Here is a 15,494-nt window from a genome sequence, read left to right as displayed (position 1 = left end):
TCCAGCTGCGCTATAGTGCAGCCGATTCCCCACACTTCTCCAGAACCGATTCCCCATGCGGCTGTTGCACACTTCCGACTGGCACCTCGGCCAGACCCTGCACAATTACGACCGGACCTACGAACACCAGTGCTTCCTCGACTGGCTGCTCGATACGATCGTCGTTGAAGAGGCCGACGCGCTCCTGATCGCGGGCGACATTTTCGACAACGCCAATCCGTCGTCGTACGCCCAGCGCCAGCTGTATGGTTTCCTGCAGCGGGCCAGGGCGCGCGTGCCGCATTTGCAGATCGTCATCATCGCCGGCAACCACGATTCGCCGGGCCGCCTGGAAGCGCCGGGGCCGCTGCTGGAAGCGCACGGCACGGTCGTCATCGGCAACGTGGTGCGCGGACGCGATGGCGCGATCGACCTCGAACGCCTGGTCGTCCCGCTGCGGGACAAGGCCGGAGAGATCAAGGCCTGGTGCCTCGGCGTGCCTTTTCTCCGTCCCGGCGACGTGCCGAAGGCGGACGTCGAAGGCGACGCTTACCTGAACGGCATCGCCCTGCTCTACCAGCAGGCGTTTGCACTGGCGCAGGCGCGGCGCGAGCCGCAGCAGGCGATCCTGGCCATGGGCCACTGCCACATGGTCGATGGCCAGTCCTCGATCGACTCCGAGCGCCGCATCGTCATCGGCGGCACCGAGGCGCTGCCGGCGTCGATGTTCGCGCCCGAGATCGCGTACGCGGCGCTGGGCCACCTGCACCTGGCCCAGCGCGTCGGCAAGAAGGACCACCTGCGCTACTCGGGCAGCCCCTTGCCGCTGTCGTTCGCCGAGGTCGGCTACCAGCACCAGGTCGTACGGATCGACCTCGATGGCCCGGTTGCGCGCGACGTCACGCCGCTGCACGTGCCGCGCGCGGTCGAGCTGCTGCGCGTGCCGGCCAGGCCGGCGCCGCTGGCGGAAGTGCTGGCCGCCCTGGAGGCGCTCGAACTCGACCCGGACCTGCCGCCCCAATGCCGCCCCTATCTGGAGGTACGGGTGCTGCTCGTCGGTCCGGAGCCGAGCCTGCGTGCCCAGGTGGAAGCGGCGATCGCCGGCAAGCCGGTGCGCCTGGCGAAGATCGAGCCGACCAGGAAGACCGTCACGCGCGAAGATGGCGCCGATGCGCTCACGCTCGACCAGCTGGCCCAGCTGCAGCCGGACGACATCTTCCGCCGCTTGTGGCAGCAGCGCTTCGGCGAGGACGCGCCGAACGAGCAGCTGACCGCCTTTGCCGAACTGATGCTCCCCGGCGATCCGGAGCGAGCATGAAGATCCTGCGTATTTCGGGACGCAACCTGGCGTCCCTGGCCGGGGATTTTTGCGTCGACTTCGACAGCGAACCGCTGGCCTCCTCTGGCCTGTTCGCCATTTGCGGCCCCACCGGCGCCGGCAAAAGCACCCTGCTCGACGCCCTCTGCCTGGCCTTGTATGGCAACACCCCGCGCCTGCAGCAGCGCAGCAGCCGCGGCGCCCTGCCCGACGCCGGCGGCGAATCGGTATCGACCACCGACGCCCGCAACCTGCTGCGGCGCGGTTCGGCCGAGGGTTATGCGGAAGTCGATTTCGTCGGCAACGACGGCCTGCACTACCGGGCGCGCTGGAGCGTGCGCCGTTCGCGCAACAAGGTCAGCGGCCTGCTGCAGGCCTCGAACATGACCCTGCACCGCTTGCCGGAACTCGTCGCGCTGGGCGGCACCAAGACCGAGGCGCAAGCCGAGATCGCGGCGCGCATCGGCCTCTCCTTCGAACAGTTCACGCGCTCGGTGCTGCTGGCCCAGAACGAATTCTCGGCCTTCCTCAAAACCGACGAGAACGAGCGCGGCGAGCTGCTCGAAACCCTGACCGGCAGCGCCGTCTACAGCGACATCTCGCGGCGCGCCTACGAGCGCTACAAGCAGGAGCAGGACGCGGTGCGCCGCCTCACTGCGCGCCTGGCCGACCAGACCCCGCTGGCGCAAGAACCGCGCGCCGAACTCGATGCCGAACGCGCCGCGGCCGAAGTCGCGCTGCAGGCGGTCGACGTGCGCCGCGCCTTGCTGGAAGCGCAGTTGCGCTGGCACCAGGAGCGCGAACGGCTGCGCCAGGGCGAAACGCAGGCGGAAAGCCTGATGCAGGAAGCACGGGCGCAGGTGGATGCCGCCGCCGGCCGGCGCGTCCGTCTCGCCACGCTGGACGAAGTGCAGGCGGCGCGTCCGCTGATGGCGGAACTCGCGCGCCTCGACGCCGAACGCGCCCAACTGGAAGCGACGCTGGCGAACGGCCAGGGCGAACTTGCGCGCGCGGCCGAGGCGGCGCGCCTGGCGGTGCAGGAAGTGCAAGGCGCGACGCTCGCGCTGGAAGCGGCCGAAGCGGCGCAACTGGGCGCCGCCGCGCAGCTCGATGCGGCCAAGGCGCTGGACGCGACCGTCCAGACGCTGGCGGCGGCGCATGCCCAGCTTGCCGCGCGGCGCGACGAGACGGCGCTGGACGCCGCGCGCACCCGGTCCATGCTCGCCGAAGCGGATGCGAAGCTGGCGCTGACCCGCGAGGCCGAGACGCGCAGCGCCGGCTGGCTCGCCGCGCACCGCCGCTACGAAGGACTGGCTGGCCAATGGCCGCGCTGGGACAAGCTGTTCACCCAGGCCGCCCAGGCTGCCGCGCTCGAGGAAGCGAACCTGGCCGCGCTGGCCAAGGCGGAGCGCGCCCGTGTGAATGCCGCCGCCACCGCGCAGGCGGCGTCGGAGTCCGCCGAACGCGCAGCGGCGCGCATTGCCGAACTCGAGGCCGCGCGCCAGGCTGCGGCAACGGCGCTGGCCGGCGTCGATCCCGACGCCCTGCACGAAGAACGCGCCCGTCTCGACGCGCGGCGCGAACAGCTGGGCGCCGCCGTGCGCATCGCCAAGGGCCTGCACACGGCGCGCGAACACCTGGCGCGGATCGATGCCGAAATCGAACGCACGCGCGCCGCGCGCCGCGCCGCCGAAGCGCGGCTGGCGGCCGCCGTCGCGGCGGCACCGGCCCTCGCCGGCGCGGCTGCGCAGGCCGAGCATGCCTTGAGCGCCGCCGAACTGGCCATCGCCGGCAATGTCGAAGCCCTGCGCGGGGCACTTGTCGACAACGAACCCTGCCCGGTCTGCGGCAGCCAAACCCACCCGTACGCGCACCAGGACGCACGCCTGCATGCCGTCTTCGACCTGCTGCGCGGCCAGGTGGCCGAGCGACGCGCAGACGTGCAGAAGAACCTCTCCGAACAGGCCACGCGCCGTGCCCAGTGCGACGCAACCGGCGACCGCCTCGCCGCGCTCGACGGCGAGCGCTCGGCCCTGAACCTGGATCTCGGTGAGCTCGATGCCGCCTGGAGCGCGAACCCGGTCGCCGACGAAGCACCGCCCGCCGGCGAGCGCCAGCCATGGTTCGAGGCGCAGGTGTCGGTCGTGCGCGAAGCCTTGACGGTCATTGATGCCCGCCAGCAGGCCGCGCGCCGCGCAGCCCAGGCACGCGAGACGGCCCAGGCTGCGTTCGAGGCCGCCAATGCCGAACACCTGCGCATGCGCGATGTGGCTGCCAATGCCCGCAACGCGCTGGTCACGCTGGAGAACGAACACAAGACACTGAGCGCCCAGCGCGAGCGCGAGCGCGCCGCACTGGACACCTTGCTTGCCGAACTCGACGCCGTGCTGGCGGAGTCGGCCGGCGACGGGTGGCAGGCGCTGTGGCGCCGCAATCCCGCCCAGTGGCAGGCGGCGCGTGCGGCCGAGGCCAAGGCCTGGAGCGCGCAGTCGAACCAGCTCATCGAGCAGCGCGCCGCCCTGGCGAGCCTGGAAGCAGCCCGGCGCGAATCGGCCGTGCGCGCCGAGCACGCGGCCGGCGCCGCTGCCGCAGCGGCGCACGCCGCGGCGAACAGCGAAGCCGATCTGCACGAACGGCGCCTGGCCCGCGCCGCCCTGTTCGATGGCCGCGCCGTCGGCGAAGTCGAGGGGGCGCTGCGCCTGGCAGTCACAAGCGCCCGCGATGCGCTGGCCGCGCGCCAGGCGGCGGCGAGCGAAGCCGAGCTGCGCGAAACCCGCGTGCGCAGCACGCTTGCCCAGGCCCAGGAACGCATCGGGGTGCTGCAGGACGACGCGCGCGACGCCGCCGCGCGCCTGGCCGACTGGATCGAGGACTACGCCGCCCATCATGCCGAGCTGGAACCGGTCGGGGACCAGGCGCAGCTGGCCGGCCTGCTTGCGGTCGGCGCGGCCTGGCTGGCCCAGGAACGGGCCGCACTGGGGGAACTCGATGCGGCGCTGGCCAAGGCAGCGGCCGTGCTGGCCGAGCGCAAGACGCAGCGCGACCTGCATGAGCAAAGTGCCGCGCCGGATGGGACCATGCAGGATGGCGCCGCCGTGGCCGACGCGCTGGAGGCGGTGCTGGAAGAACGCAGCGCGGTATATGAACGGGTCACGAGCCTGCGCCTGCAGGCGAAGCAGGACGACGACCGCCGCATCAAGGCGCAATCCATGCTGGCCGAGATCGAGCGCCAGCAGGCGATCGAAGCGCGCTGGGGACGCTTGTCGGAGCTGATTGGTTCTGCCGACGGCAAGAAATTCCGCAACTACGCCCAGCAGTTCACGCTCGACGTCCTGCTCGGCTACGCCAACAGCCACCTGAACCAGCTGGCGCGGCGCTACCGCCTGGAACGCGTCGACAATGCCGGCGCGCCGTCGCTGGCGCTGATGGTGCGCGACCAGGACATGGGCGGCGAGATCCGCTCGGTCAATTCGCTCTCGGGCGGCGAATCCTTCCTGGTGTCGCTCGCGCTGGCGCTGGGCCTGGCCTCGCTGTCCTCGAACCGGGTGCGGGTCGAGTCGCTGTTCATCGACGAAGGGTTCGGGTCGCTCGACAGCGAGACGCTGGGTGTGGCGATGGACGCGCTCGACGCGCTGCAATCGATGGGCAGGAAGGTCGGCGTGATTTCGCACGTGCACGAGATGACGGAGCGGATCGCGGCCAAGATCCAGGTGCGGCCGACAGGCGGCGGGAGCAGCGCCGTCAGTGTCGGCATGTAGGGTGGGCACTCCGTGCCCACGCGGAACTTTGCACCGACGAAACGGATGACGGTTCCAACGTAATCCGTCTATGGTTGACGCGTCCCAACGATCACCCGTTAACGAAAATAACGCTGTCCGGCGCGTTCAGCGAATCACGCATCAAGCATCGCGACTCGGCCATCTGGCAACGGCGGTTCTACGAGCACCAGATTGCCAATGAGCGCGATTTCGAGCGGCATGTGGATTATGTGCATTTCAATCCAGTGCGGCATGCGCATGCCGGAAGCGCGGCGGCGTGGCCGTTTTCGACGTTTCATCGGTATGTGAAGTCGGGAGTTCTTGCGCCGGATTGGGGCGGGTCTGCAGAGGTGGGACAAAGGCATTTGGAATAGTCGCGGTCGTGGACGTTGGACGCGATCGTACCGCGTGGGCACGGAGTGCCCACCCTACAACACCCCATGTACAATGGCGCCCTTTGCACATCCACGCTCATCCACCATGAAACCCGCCCGCACCCTCACCTTCAAATGCGCCAAGTGCGCCAAACCCGTCACGGTCTACCTGCAGAAAGTCTCGGCCTGTTCGCACATTCAGCCTTACCAGGGCATCTGCGGCTGCGGCGAGGTCAAGCGCCATGCAACCGGCAATCCGGAGACGGTGAAATCGTTCATCGAGTCGGGCGACGGCAACTGGCATCACCATCACTGACATGACGATGACGCGCATCGAATGGGTGGAAAACGGCGAGGCGCGCTCGGCGCTGTGGCGCTCGGAGAGCGGCTGGCCGGCGCCGAAAAAAGTCGTCATCGCCGACGACACCATGGCCGCCGACACGGCGTATCGCCTCGCGCTGGACGGCACCGCCCTGCTCTGGCGCGGCGATTTCCAGAACGCGCGCCAGCTGGTGCAGGCGCTCGCGCGCCGGATCGACCACAAGCCTGCGCGCGCCAAGCGCGGCAAGGCCGGCACGACGCCACCCACGCTGACGGAACAGTTCCACCGCCACCGCCTGGCCCAGCTGCAGCGCGCCCGCACGCTGGCGATGCTGCTGATCCCCTTCGATCTCGACTACACGATCCCGCTGCGCCGTGCGCCGGATGTACGGCAAGCCTGCAATGAAGCCTATGGCGCCCAGCTTGAACCGTTCGTGGTCTCGCTGCGCGAGCTGCTGGGCCTGATCGGCGCGCACGAGTGGCGCAGCAAGGGCGTGCCGATTCCGGCGCTCGATGCACGCATCCATCCGTGGTATGGCGTTTTCTCGCCGGTGCGCGGCGAATATGTCGAGCTGGTTGCACAGGCGCCGCTGCCGAAGGGCGCGCAGACCGCCTTCGATATCGGCGCCGGCACCGGCGTGTTATCGAGCGTGCTGGCGCGCCGCGGTCTGCGCCGCGTGATCGCCACCGACATGGATGCGCGTGCCCTCGGTTGCGCGCGCGAGAACATCGACCGCCTGGGCCTGGACGCCCAGGTCGAGATCGTCGAAGCCGACCTGTTCCCCGAAGGCCAGGCCGATCTCGTCGTCTGCAATCCGCCCTGGCTGCCGGGCAAACCCAGTTCGGCCATCGAATACGCGATCTACGATCCGGACAGCCGCATGCTGCGTGGCTTTCTCAACGGCCTCAAGGCGCACCTGGCGCCGGGCGGCGAAGGCTGGCTGATCCTCTCCGATCTCGCCGAGCACCTCGGCCTGCGCTCGCGCGAGCAGCTGCTGGGCTGGATCGCCGTTGCCGGCCTGGCCGTGGCCGGCCGCCAAGACGTGCGTCCGGTCCACCCGAAGGCGCAGGATGCGGACGATCCGCTGCACGCCGCGCGGGCACAGGAAGTGACTTCGCTGTGGCGTTTGCAGGCCGCGTAACCGGGGTTTTGCCGGTCGCCCCAACTAATTTGCATCCTGGCGCACGAAGCAGTACAATAGCGCTGCGGGGTGGAGCAGTCTGGCAGCTCGTCGGGCTCATAACCCGAAGGTCACAGGTTCAAATCCTGTCCCCGCAACCAAACACTTAGCTTTAAAAAAGCCCGACTCTTGCAGCCGGGCTTTTGTTTTCTGGGCCCAGCGACGCCGGATGAGAGACAAGAAAGACAACGCCACGATCGACCTGCCGGGTTTCGAACCGGCCGCTCCGCTCGAAGCCGGTGCTCTCGCCCAGGTCGCGCAGTTCGATCCCAGGCGCGCTGCCCGTCCCCGCCGCACAGGCATGAAGCAGGAACAGATTTCCCTGCTCGAAGAAACCGACACCAGCGGCCTGCCAGTCTGGCGCCGCGACGATAACCTTGATCTGACCGGCTTGCCGGTCTGGGCACCGGCCTCAGAGTAGTCCGGTCCTTCCGGCTGGAGGCCACATGCACACCCCCTTCTCCGCGCTGCCGCTGGCACCGCAATTCCTCGACAATCTGGGCACGCTCGGCTACCACGAGATGACGCCGATCCAGGCCGCGAGCCTGCCATCCGTCCTCGAGGGCCGCGACCTGATCGCGCAAGCGAAGACCGGCAGCGGCAAGACCGCGGCTTTCGGCATCGGCCTCCTGCATAAACTCAATCCGGCCTGGTTCGCAGTCCAGGGCCTGGTGATGTGCCCGACGCGCGAACTGGCCGACCAGGTCGCCGGCGAACTGCGGCGCCTGGCGCGCGGCGTCGGCAACGTCAAGATCCTCACGCTCACCGGCGGCACCGCCATGCGCCCGCAGATCGCCTCGCTCGAACACGGTGCCCACATCGTCGTCGGCACCCCGGGACGCATCCGCGACCACCTCGGCCGCGCGACGATCGACCTGTCGAAAGTGCAGACCCTGGTGCTGGACGAAGCGGACCGCATGACCGACATGGGCTTCTATGACGAGATCGCCGGGATTGTTTCCGCCTGCCCGCAGCGGCGCCAGACCCTGCTGTTCTCGGCGACCTACCCGGACGACATCCGCCACGCCACCGCCGGCTTCCTGAACGAGCCGATCGAGATCGCGGTCGAGAGCCAGCACGACGATTCGAAGATCGAGCAGCGCTTCTACGAAGTCGGCTTCGACAACCGCGACGAGGCCGTCGCGCGCCTGCTGCGCCATTACCGCCCTGCCTCGACCCTGGCCTTCTGCAACACCAAGGCCCATTGCCGCGAACTGGCCGATTCCCTGCGCGACCAGGGCTTCTCGGCGCTCGCCCTGTACGGCGAACTCGAGCAGCGCGAACGCGACGAGATCCTGATCCTGTTCGCCAACCGCAGTTGCTCGGTGCTGGTGGCGACCGACGTCGCCGCGCGCGGCCTCGACATCGCCAACCTGGAAGCGGTGATCAATGTCGACGTCTCGAAAGACAGCGAAGTGCACGTGCACCGCATCGGCCGCACCGGCCGCGGCGACGAGACGGGCCTGGCCCTGTCGCTGTGCGCGCCCAACGAAAAGAAATGGGTGAAGCTGATCGAGGAGTACCAGAATACCGAAGCTTCCTGGTACAAGTTGGAGGACCTGGGCGACTCCGTGCTGCCGGCCGAACCGGCGCCGATGGTAACGCTCATCATTGCGGGCGGCAAGAAGGACAAGCTGCGTCCGGGCGACGTGCTGGGCGCGCTGACCGGCGACGCAGGCCTGGCCAAGGAACAGGTCGGCAAGATCAACGTCACCGAATTCCAGACCTATGTGGCGCTGGCGCGCGACGTCGCCGATGCGGCTTACCGGAAACTGAATGCCGGTAACAAGCTCGGACCGGACTTCGGCAACTTCAAGGGCCGCAGCTTCAAGATGCGCTTCCTGGACGTCTGATTATCATTCCGGGCGCCTGAGAAAGGCCCAGGGTAGCGTTGCATCGTCGAAGACAGTACGCTAGTACGGCGAGACGATGCAACGCTGCCATGGGTCTTTATCAGGTGCCCGGCGCGCACGCTTCGCTCATCGGTAGCGACACGGTCCTGACAAATCTGGCATAGTTTTGCTAAAAATAAACGTTTAGCAAAATGACCAGCCAAACCACATCGATTTATACCCCGTTCGCGGACGGGCGCCCGGTGCGCGACATTGTCGAGCACACCCCTGCGCTGGTCAACGAGACCTGGTGCCGCGCGCTGCTGCGCCACACCCTCGACTCGCTCGAACAGGCATACGCCAGCGGCGCGCCGCACCGGGCGATCACGCCCGACACGCTCGTCATGCTGGCGAACGGCGAAGCGCTGCTGCTGCCCTCGATCGACGAAAGCGCCGACACGAGGCCCAGCCTGGCGGGCGACCTGCATGCGCTGGCCCTGGTCGTCCATTACGCCATCACCGCCGAGCTGCCGCCGGACGGACCGCTCGGTCCGCGCCTGTACGACAATTACAGCGCGCAATTGACAAAGGGCCTGGACAGCTGCCTGGGGCCGAACCGGCGCCTGCGGCCGAACACGGTCGACGACATGCGCGCCCTGCTCGGCATCGAAGCCGGTGCGGGCGCAGTGCTGGCGACCCCGGCCGCACCTGTGCAAACCATGCCGGCCGAAGAGGCCGAGCCCGCGGCCGCCACGGCGCCGGCTATCGCCTTCCCGGAAGCGCCCCCTGCCCTGGACGCGGCACCGGCCTCCGTCGTTGCGCCTGCGCCTGCCCTTGACTCCATGCCCATCAGCCTGGAGGGAAGCGCCGGCGTATCGCCGATCGAGGAAACGACCGCATCGATGCCCGCTGCCGCTGAAACGCGGATGGCCGATGCGCCACCCGCCCCCGACTTTGCCGCCCCGGCCATCGCGCCGACGCCAATCGACAATCCGGTACCGGAAGTGGTCGCCGTTCCACAGGTGGCAGCCGCACCCGGGGCGATGCAGGATCCAGTCCCCGTCACACCGGCCCCCATCAGCCAGCGCGAGAGCGCGGCAGCTGCCATGCTGCGCAAGCCCGCCAGCGAAGACGTCCTGGCTGGCAAGGCCCATCCCGCACGCGGCATGGAGCGAACCGCTCCCAACGCATCGCCCCTGGATGCCGGCACCGGGCCTGCCCCGGCCGCACCATTGAAGCCCTCGGCCGCACCGGCCGCCGTGCCTCAGCCGCCGGCCGATGGCGGCGCGCCGACAACATGGGCCACCACCGACCGCAGCAGCCGCGCGCAGCGCTGGGGCATGCTCGCCGGCGCGGCCGTCGTCGTGCTGGCGGCCGGCAGCGCCCTCGTTTCTTACCTGCAGCAGGGCGACTCGCGCGACCTGGTCCCGCCGAGCCCGCCGCCCGCCGAGCGCGCCGCCACCGGCCTCGGCACGGGCGAGACCATCGTCGCCCCGCCGTCCGCGGGCACGCCGGCGCAGCAGGCCACCGAGGCCCCGGCCGACGGCGCGACCGATGCGGCCGCCCCGGCGGCAAGCGGCGCCGCGCCGGCAGCCGAGACGGGCGCGGCGAGCGAAGCGGTCGTCAACGGCACCACCTATAAACTCCTGATCAAGCCATGGGGTACCGTGTATGTCGACGGCGTCGACCGTGGCGTCAGCCCGCCGATCAAGCGCCTGACCCTGGGGCCGGGCCAGCACACGATCCGGATCGTCAACCCGAATTTCCCCGAGCACATCATGACGGTCGATGCGGGCCCGAAGGAAACGATGATCATCGAACACGATTTCACCGCCAAAGCCGAATAAGGAGGCCGCCATGTCCCGAACCCTTCCTCCCCACTGGCTCTGCGCCTTGCTTGCCGCCGGCCTGCTGGCCGGCTGCGCCGAGCTGACGTCCTTAATAGACGGCAAGCCGGAGCGCAAGCATGTGCGCACGATCGAACCAAGACGCGACGGACGCGACGGACGGGAGACGCGCGAGGAAGCGCGCCCGGCCGCCCGCAGCGAGCCGCGTGCCGAAGCCCAGCCGGGCCGCGACCAGGCCGCGCTGCGCGAAGGCGTCCGCCTGTATAACGAAGGAGATTTCAACGGCGCCATCAAGCGCCTGGGTTCGAACGACATCCGCGCCAGCTCGCCGCTGCGGGTCCGGGTGGATGCGCTGAAGTACACGGCCTTCAGCTATTGCGTCACCTCGCGTCCGAAACAGTGCGAGCAGACCTTCGAGAAAATCCTCAAAATCGATCCGGACTTCACGCTCGAGTCCGGCGAAGAAGGACATCCGCTCTGGGGCCCGGCATTCGAGCGCGCCCGACGCGATTGATCTTGACTAGCGTCGACGCGGCGCCAACAAATGTTGGCGCCGCATCAACATTTGTTCAGACCTTGATGTTGACCGAGGCCGGGAAAGCCGGCGCCCGGCGGCGCTTGCTGGCCTGCTCGTAGGCATAGGCCATCCCGATCAGGGTCGCCTCGCTGTAGGCTCCGCCGACGAACGAGATTCCGATCGGCAAACCACGCGCAAAACCGGCCGGCACCGTGATGTGAGGATAGCCGGCCACTGCCGCCGGCGACGAGAAGCTCATGCCGTAGTGATCGCCATTGATATAGTCGGTCAGCCAGGCCGGGCCGCCGGTGGGCGCCACCAGCGCGTCGAGCTTGTACTCGCGCATCACCTGGTCGATGCCCTCTTCGCGCGAATATCGGTGGTTGTTGGCCAGCGCCTCGCGATAGACCTTCGCGTCCAGCCCTTCCTTCTCCTGCGCTGCGATCAGGTGTTCCTGGCCGAAATACTGCATCTCGCGTGCGGCGTTCTTTGCGTTGAACGCGATCACGTCCGCCATGTTTTTCACCCGCGCGTGCGGCGCATAATTAGCAAGATAAGCGGCGAGATCCGGCTTGAACTCGTGCAGCAGCACTTCGGTTTCGGAGTCGCCGTATTTGTCCGTGTTCGGCACCTTGACGTCGACCAGGATCGCGCCCTGTGCTTCCAGGATGGCCAGCTCCTTCTCCATGACCCCGTCGATGGCCGTGCTGCCGCCGAAGAAATCGCGCGCCACGCCGATGCGCTTGCCGCGCAAGCCGTCGAGCCGCAGCGCCGCCGCATAATCGGCAACCTTGCCCTCGCTCTCTTTAGTGACCGCATCATCGTTGTCGACGCCGATCATGGCCGCCAGCATCAGGGCGGCATCGGCGACGCTGCGCGTCATCGGGCCGGCCGTGTCCTGCGAGTGCGCAATCGGGATGATGCCGCTGCGGCTCACCAGGCCCAGCGTCGGCTTGATGCCGACGATGCCGCAGCTCGAGGCCGGGGAGACGATGGAGCCGTCAGTCTCGGTGCCGACCGCCAGCGTGGCCAGGCCGGCCGCGATCGCCGCGCCCGAACCGGAGCTTGAACCGCTCGGATTGCGGTCGAGCGCATGCGGATTCTTCGTCTGGCCGCCGCGGCCGCTCCAGCCGCTGATCGAATGCGTCGAGCGCATGTTTGCCCATTCCGACAGGTTGGTCTTGCCGATGATGACGGCGCCGGCCGCGCGCAGGCGCCCGGCGACGAAGGCGTCGCGCGTGGCGCGCACCCCGGCCAGCGCCAGCGAACCGGCGCTCGTGCTCATCTTGTCGCCGGTGGCGACGTTATCCTTCAGCAGGACTGGAATGCCGTGCAGCGGGCCGCGCAGCTTGCCGGCGGCGCGCTCGCGGTCGAGGCCGGCCGCAATGTCGAGGGCGTCGGGATTGAGTTCGATAATCGCGTTGAGCCTGGGGCCGGCCTTGTCGACGGCGGCGATCCGCGCCAGGTAGCGCTTGACCAGCTGCTGCGAACTGATTTTGCCGGCGGCCATCGCGGCGCCCTGCTCGCGCACGCCGGCGTCGAGCAGGTCATCGGCGTGGCCAGCCGCTTTCGGCGCAGCGGTGGCGGCAGCACTCACCCCGGCAACGGCGCCGGCAGCCACACCCAGTCGAACGAAATCCCTGCGATCCATGCTTGCTCCACATATATTTATAGTAAAGCAATAGCATAGCAGTGCTTTCTCGTCAGCACCATTTGCGCTTGAAACGGACAGGCGAAAAAAAACGCTGCCGGTAAAGGCAGCGTTTTTTCGCAGAACTTGCTACAAGCCGAACGGTCAGTGTCGACCTGGTGACGTCTTAGTTACGGACGACGCGCTTGTATTCGTTGGTGCGGGTGTCGATTTCGATCGTGTCATCCTGGCTCACGAACAGCGGCACCATGACGATGTGCTGGTGGGCTTCGATGGCGTTCTCGATCTTCGCTTCCTTCAGGACGTTGCCCGAAGTGTTGCCCTTGACTGCAGGCTCCGAGTAGATGACCTGGCGTGCGATCGTGGTCGGCAGTTCGACCGAGATGGCCTTGCCGTCATAGAACACGGCTTCGCATTCCATACCGTCTTTCAGGTAGTGCAGCGCGTCGCCCAGGTTCTCTTCTTCGATTTCGAACTGTTCGTAATCGGCGTCCATGAAGACATACAGCGGATCGGCGAAGTACGAGTAGGTCACCGGCTTCTTGTCCAGCACGACGACGTCGAACTTGTCATCGCCACGGAACACGTTTTCCAGCGGAGCGTTGGTCAGAAGATTTTTCATCTTCCACTTGTAGGTGAAGCCCGTGCGGCTCGAGCCGTTGACATCGGAACGCAGCACGATAAAAGGCTTCTCATCAACCATGATGATGTTGCCGACACGGATCTCTTTTGCGGGTTTCATAGGAGTCTGGGGTATCAAAAAAAGGGGTTGCAGTAACCGGGCATGATATCACGTAACGAATGCCGTGCCTATCGAAGTGAAGCGCGAAGTGAAGCCGAGAACGCGAGCAGGTTCGATGCGAGGTCGCCGTTCTCCGCCATCTGGCCGCGCCATTCGCTCGACCGCGCCTCGATCAGCCTGCGCTCGCCCTGCAGCGCCGACCACAGCGCAGGCCAGTTCGCCCCCGTTTCGGCACCGTTCCAGTGCAGCATGAAGCGCTGCAGGCTGTCGATATCGGGCGCATAGCGTGCGAGAAAAGCGCGCAATTTCTTGTGGTGCAGGTTTTCCTCTTGCGGATAGATGTGCCAGACGAAAGGTTTACCGGCCCACTGGGCGCGCACCCAGGAATCCTCGCCGCGCACGACGTTCAGGTCGCAGGCCCAGAGCAGGCGGTCGTAATCGGGCTGGGGCACGAAAGGCAGCACGCGTACGGTGAGCGCTCCCCGCGTCGCCACCGTCCCGGCGTGGGCCGGCGCGCCCAGAAAGGCTGCGACCGCTTCGGCCGCAACCCCTTCCGGCACCAGGCAGGTGAGCTTCTCGCTGCCGCCCTGCCAGGCCGCGAACAGTTCGGCCACGGGTGCGTGCGGGTAGCAGAACAGCGACACTTTGAAGGCATCGATCTCGGCGTCCGGCAAGCCGAGACCGTGCAGGAAGGCGCGCAGCGCTTGCGGCTGCCGCAGGAAACGGTCCCTTTCTCCTTCGAGTCCGGCTTCGCACAGCAGGCCGCCGGTCCGGGCCGTGAAACCGGGGAAGAAGAAATGCTTGGTCAGTTTCAGGCGCGGATGCATCGACGGCAGGCGATGGCAACCCTCGACCCATTCTTCGGCGCTCAAGCCTTCCAGGTTCAGCCAGACGGGACGCGGCGTGCGCTGCGCCATCGCCTCGATATACCGCGGCGGAATATCGCAGGCGAAAAACTCGATCACGATATCGGCGATGTCCGCTGCCGCGTAATCGTCGTCCTGGCCGCGCCAGTGGCGCACGGTCACGCCCTGCACGACCTGGGTCGCGGCAGCGACGTCGACTTCGGGGCAGATGCGGCGAAAACTCGCCAGGTCGTCGACCCACAGGGTGACGTCCACGCCATGCTCGCCGTGCAACTGGCGCGCCAGGCGCCAGCAGATGCCGATATCGCCGTAGTTATCGACGACCTTGCAGAAAATCGCAAGCGAGAGGATGGATTGCGGGGATTGCGGAGTGTGGGAAACGGCCATGGCAAAGATTAACTGAATAAACACGCGGAAAAGCAAAAAGCCGCACAAGGCGGCTTTTTGCTTTGACTGGCGTCCCCACGGGGATTCGAACCCCGGTACTCACCGTGAAAGGGTGATGTCCTAGGCCTCTAGACGATGGGGACCTAAAAACTGTTCCGATTACTACTTTACTGCTAATGCCAAATTCTTGGCGTCCCCACGGGGATTCGAACCCCGGTACTCACCGTGAAAGGGTGATGTCCTAGGCCTCTAGACGATGGGGACCCTGGAACTACCGATACTACTCAAAGCGTCGTACTGCGTATTCTTCTACGTGGTGGAGGTAAGCGGGATCGAACCGCTGACCTCTTGCATGCCATGCAAGCGCTCTCCCAGCTGAGCTATACCCCCCACGGGGAAACAACATTATAACAGACTGCCTTTGCTTCTACTAACGCTGCCGCTGGCGCAGCGTGTCGGCAAACCTCTGCCAAACTCTTGGCGTCCCCACGGGGATTCGAACCCCGGTACTCACCGTGAAAGGGTGATGTCCTAGGCCTCTAGACGATGGGGACCCTGGAACTACCGCGCTACTACCGCTACTACTACTTCAACTTGGTGGAGGTAAGCGGGATCGAACCGCTGACCTCTTGCATGCCATGCAAGCGCTCTCCCAGCTGAGCTATACCCCCGTACTGCTGAAGTGCGAGCATTATAGCGGGGGTTCTTGCATTACGCAAAT

General features: G+C 67.0%; 12 protein-coding genes and 6 tRNA genes. 10 read left to right on the top strand and 8 right to left on the bottom strand.

Going from position 1 to position 15,494, the window contains the following annotated elements:
* Positions 1–55 precede the first annotated feature (55 nt).
* The 10 genes from AC1MEM_RS12655 (at position 56) to AC1MEM_RS12610 (ending at position 11,124) form a co-directional block, all read left to right on the top strand.
* The gene (locus AC1MEM_RS12655) at positions 56–1,297 is read left to right on the top strand and encodes an exonuclease SbcCD subunit D C-terminal domain-containing protein (protein WP_499470862.1); all 1,242 of its coding nucleotides are present in this window, start codon (positions 56–58) and stop codon (positions 1,295–1,297) included.
* Positions 1,294–5,055 carry an AAA family ATPase gene (locus AC1MEM_RS12650; RefSeq protein WP_499470860.1) on the top strand — a complete coding sequence of 1,254 codons (3,762 nt, stop codon included), beginning with the start codon at positions 1,294–1,296 and terminating at the stop codon, positions 5,053–5,055. The genes AC1MEM_RS12655 and AC1MEM_RS12650 overlap by 4 nt, the downstream gene beginning before the upstream one ends.
* Before the next feature lie 74 nt (positions 5,056–5,129).
* Complete coding sequence (locus AC1MEM_RS12645; protein WP_499470858.1) at positions 5,130–5,429, top strand: transposase; 300 nt, start codon at positions 5,130–5,132, stop codon at positions 5,427–5,429.
* Between the two features lie 106 nt (positions 5,430–5,535).
* Positions 5,536–5,745 carry a hypothetical protein gene (locus AC1MEM_RS12640; RefSeq protein WP_499470856.1) on the top strand — a complete coding sequence of 70 codons (210 nt, stop codon included), beginning with the start codon at positions 5,536–5,538 and terminating at the stop codon, positions 5,743–5,745.
* Position 5,746: 1 nt separating this feature from the next.
* On the top strand, positions 5,747–6,892 hold the full coding sequence (locus tag AC1MEM_RS12635) for a methyltransferase (RefSeq protein ID WP_499470854.1): 1,146 nt from the start codon (positions 5,747–5,749) through the stop codon (positions 6,890–6,892).
* Positions 6,893–6,955: 63 nt separating this feature from the next.
* Positions 6,956–7,032: transfer RNA gene (locus AC1MEM_RS12630), tRNA-Met, on the top strand.
* 68 nt (positions 7,033–7,100) lie between these two features.
* Complete coding sequence (locus AC1MEM_RS12625; RefSeq protein WP_499470852.1) at positions 7,101–7,352, top strand: hypothetical protein; 252 nt, start codon at positions 7,101–7,103, stop codon at positions 7,350–7,352.
* Positions 7,353–7,377: 25 nt separating this feature from the next.
* Positions 7,378–8,784 carry an ATP-dependent RNA helicase DbpA gene (gene dbpA / locus AC1MEM_RS12620; protein ID WP_499470850.1) on the top strand — a complete coding sequence of 469 codons (1,407 nt, stop codon included), beginning with the start codon at positions 7,378–7,380 and terminating at the stop codon, positions 8,782–8,784.
* A 191-nt stretch (positions 8,785–8,975) separates the two neighbouring features.
* On the top strand, positions 8,976–10,610 hold the full coding sequence (locus tag AC1MEM_RS12615) for a serine/threonine-protein kinase (protein WP_499470848.1): 1,635 nt from the start codon (positions 8,976–8,978) through the stop codon (positions 10,608–10,610).
* A 10-nt stretch (positions 10,611–10,620) separates the two neighbouring features.
* Positions 10,621–11,124, top strand: a complete 504-nt coding sequence (locus tag AC1MEM_RS12610; protein WP_499470846.1) for a TssQ family T6SS-associated lipoprotein — start codon at positions 10,621–10,623, stop codon at positions 11,122–11,124.
* A 55-nt stretch (positions 11,125–11,179) separates the two neighbouring features.
* Here AC1MEM_RS12610 and AC1MEM_RS12605 read toward each other — a convergent pair whose 3' ends face one another.
* The 8 genes from AC1MEM_RS12605 to AC1MEM_RS12570 form a co-directional block, all read right to left on the bottom strand.
* The gene (locus tag AC1MEM_RS12605) at positions 11,180–12,778 is read right to left on the bottom strand and encodes an amidase (protein WP_499470844.1); all 1,599 of its coding nucleotides are present in this window, start codon (positions 12,776–12,778) and stop codon (positions 11,180–11,182) included.
* Positions 12,779–12,944: 166 nt separating this feature from the next.
* A complete protein-coding gene (locus AC1MEM_RS12600; protein ID WP_499470842.1) occupies positions 12,945–13,520 on the bottom strand; it encodes an elongation factor P in 576 nt (191 codons plus the stop codon).
* A 68-nt stretch (positions 13,521–13,588) separates the two neighbouring features.
* The gene (gene earP / locus AC1MEM_RS12595) at positions 13,589–14,773 is read right to left on the bottom strand and encodes an elongation factor P maturation arginine rhamnosyltransferase EarP (RefSeq protein ID WP_499470840.1); all 1,185 of its coding nucleotides are present in this window, start codon (positions 14,771–14,773) and stop codon (positions 13,589–13,591) included.
* A gap of 67 nt (positions 14,774–14,840) precedes the next feature.
* A tRNA-Glu gene (locus AC1MEM_RS12590) sits at positions 14,841–14,916 on the bottom strand.
* A 45-nt stretch (positions 14,917–14,961) separates the two neighbouring features.
* Positions 14,962–15,037 (bottom strand) — tRNA-Glu (locus tag AC1MEM_RS12585).
* A 50-nt stretch (positions 15,038–15,087) separates the two neighbouring features.
* Positions 15,088–15,163 (bottom strand) — tRNA-Ala (locus tag AC1MEM_RS12580).
* Between the two features lie 88 nt (positions 15,164–15,251).
* A tRNA-Glu gene (locus AC1MEM_RS12575) sits at positions 15,252–15,327 on the bottom strand.
* A gap of 41 nt (positions 15,328–15,368) precedes the next feature.
* A tRNA-Ala gene (locus tag AC1MEM_RS12570) sits at positions 15,369–15,444 on the bottom strand.
* Positions 15,445–15,494: the final 50 nt, after the last annotated feature.

The sequence above is a fragment of the Telluria sp. AIW5 genome (assembly GCF_056680575.1).
Note: the sequence above shows the minus strand (reverse complement) of the source record. Positions and strands in the feature narration are given on the sequence as shown.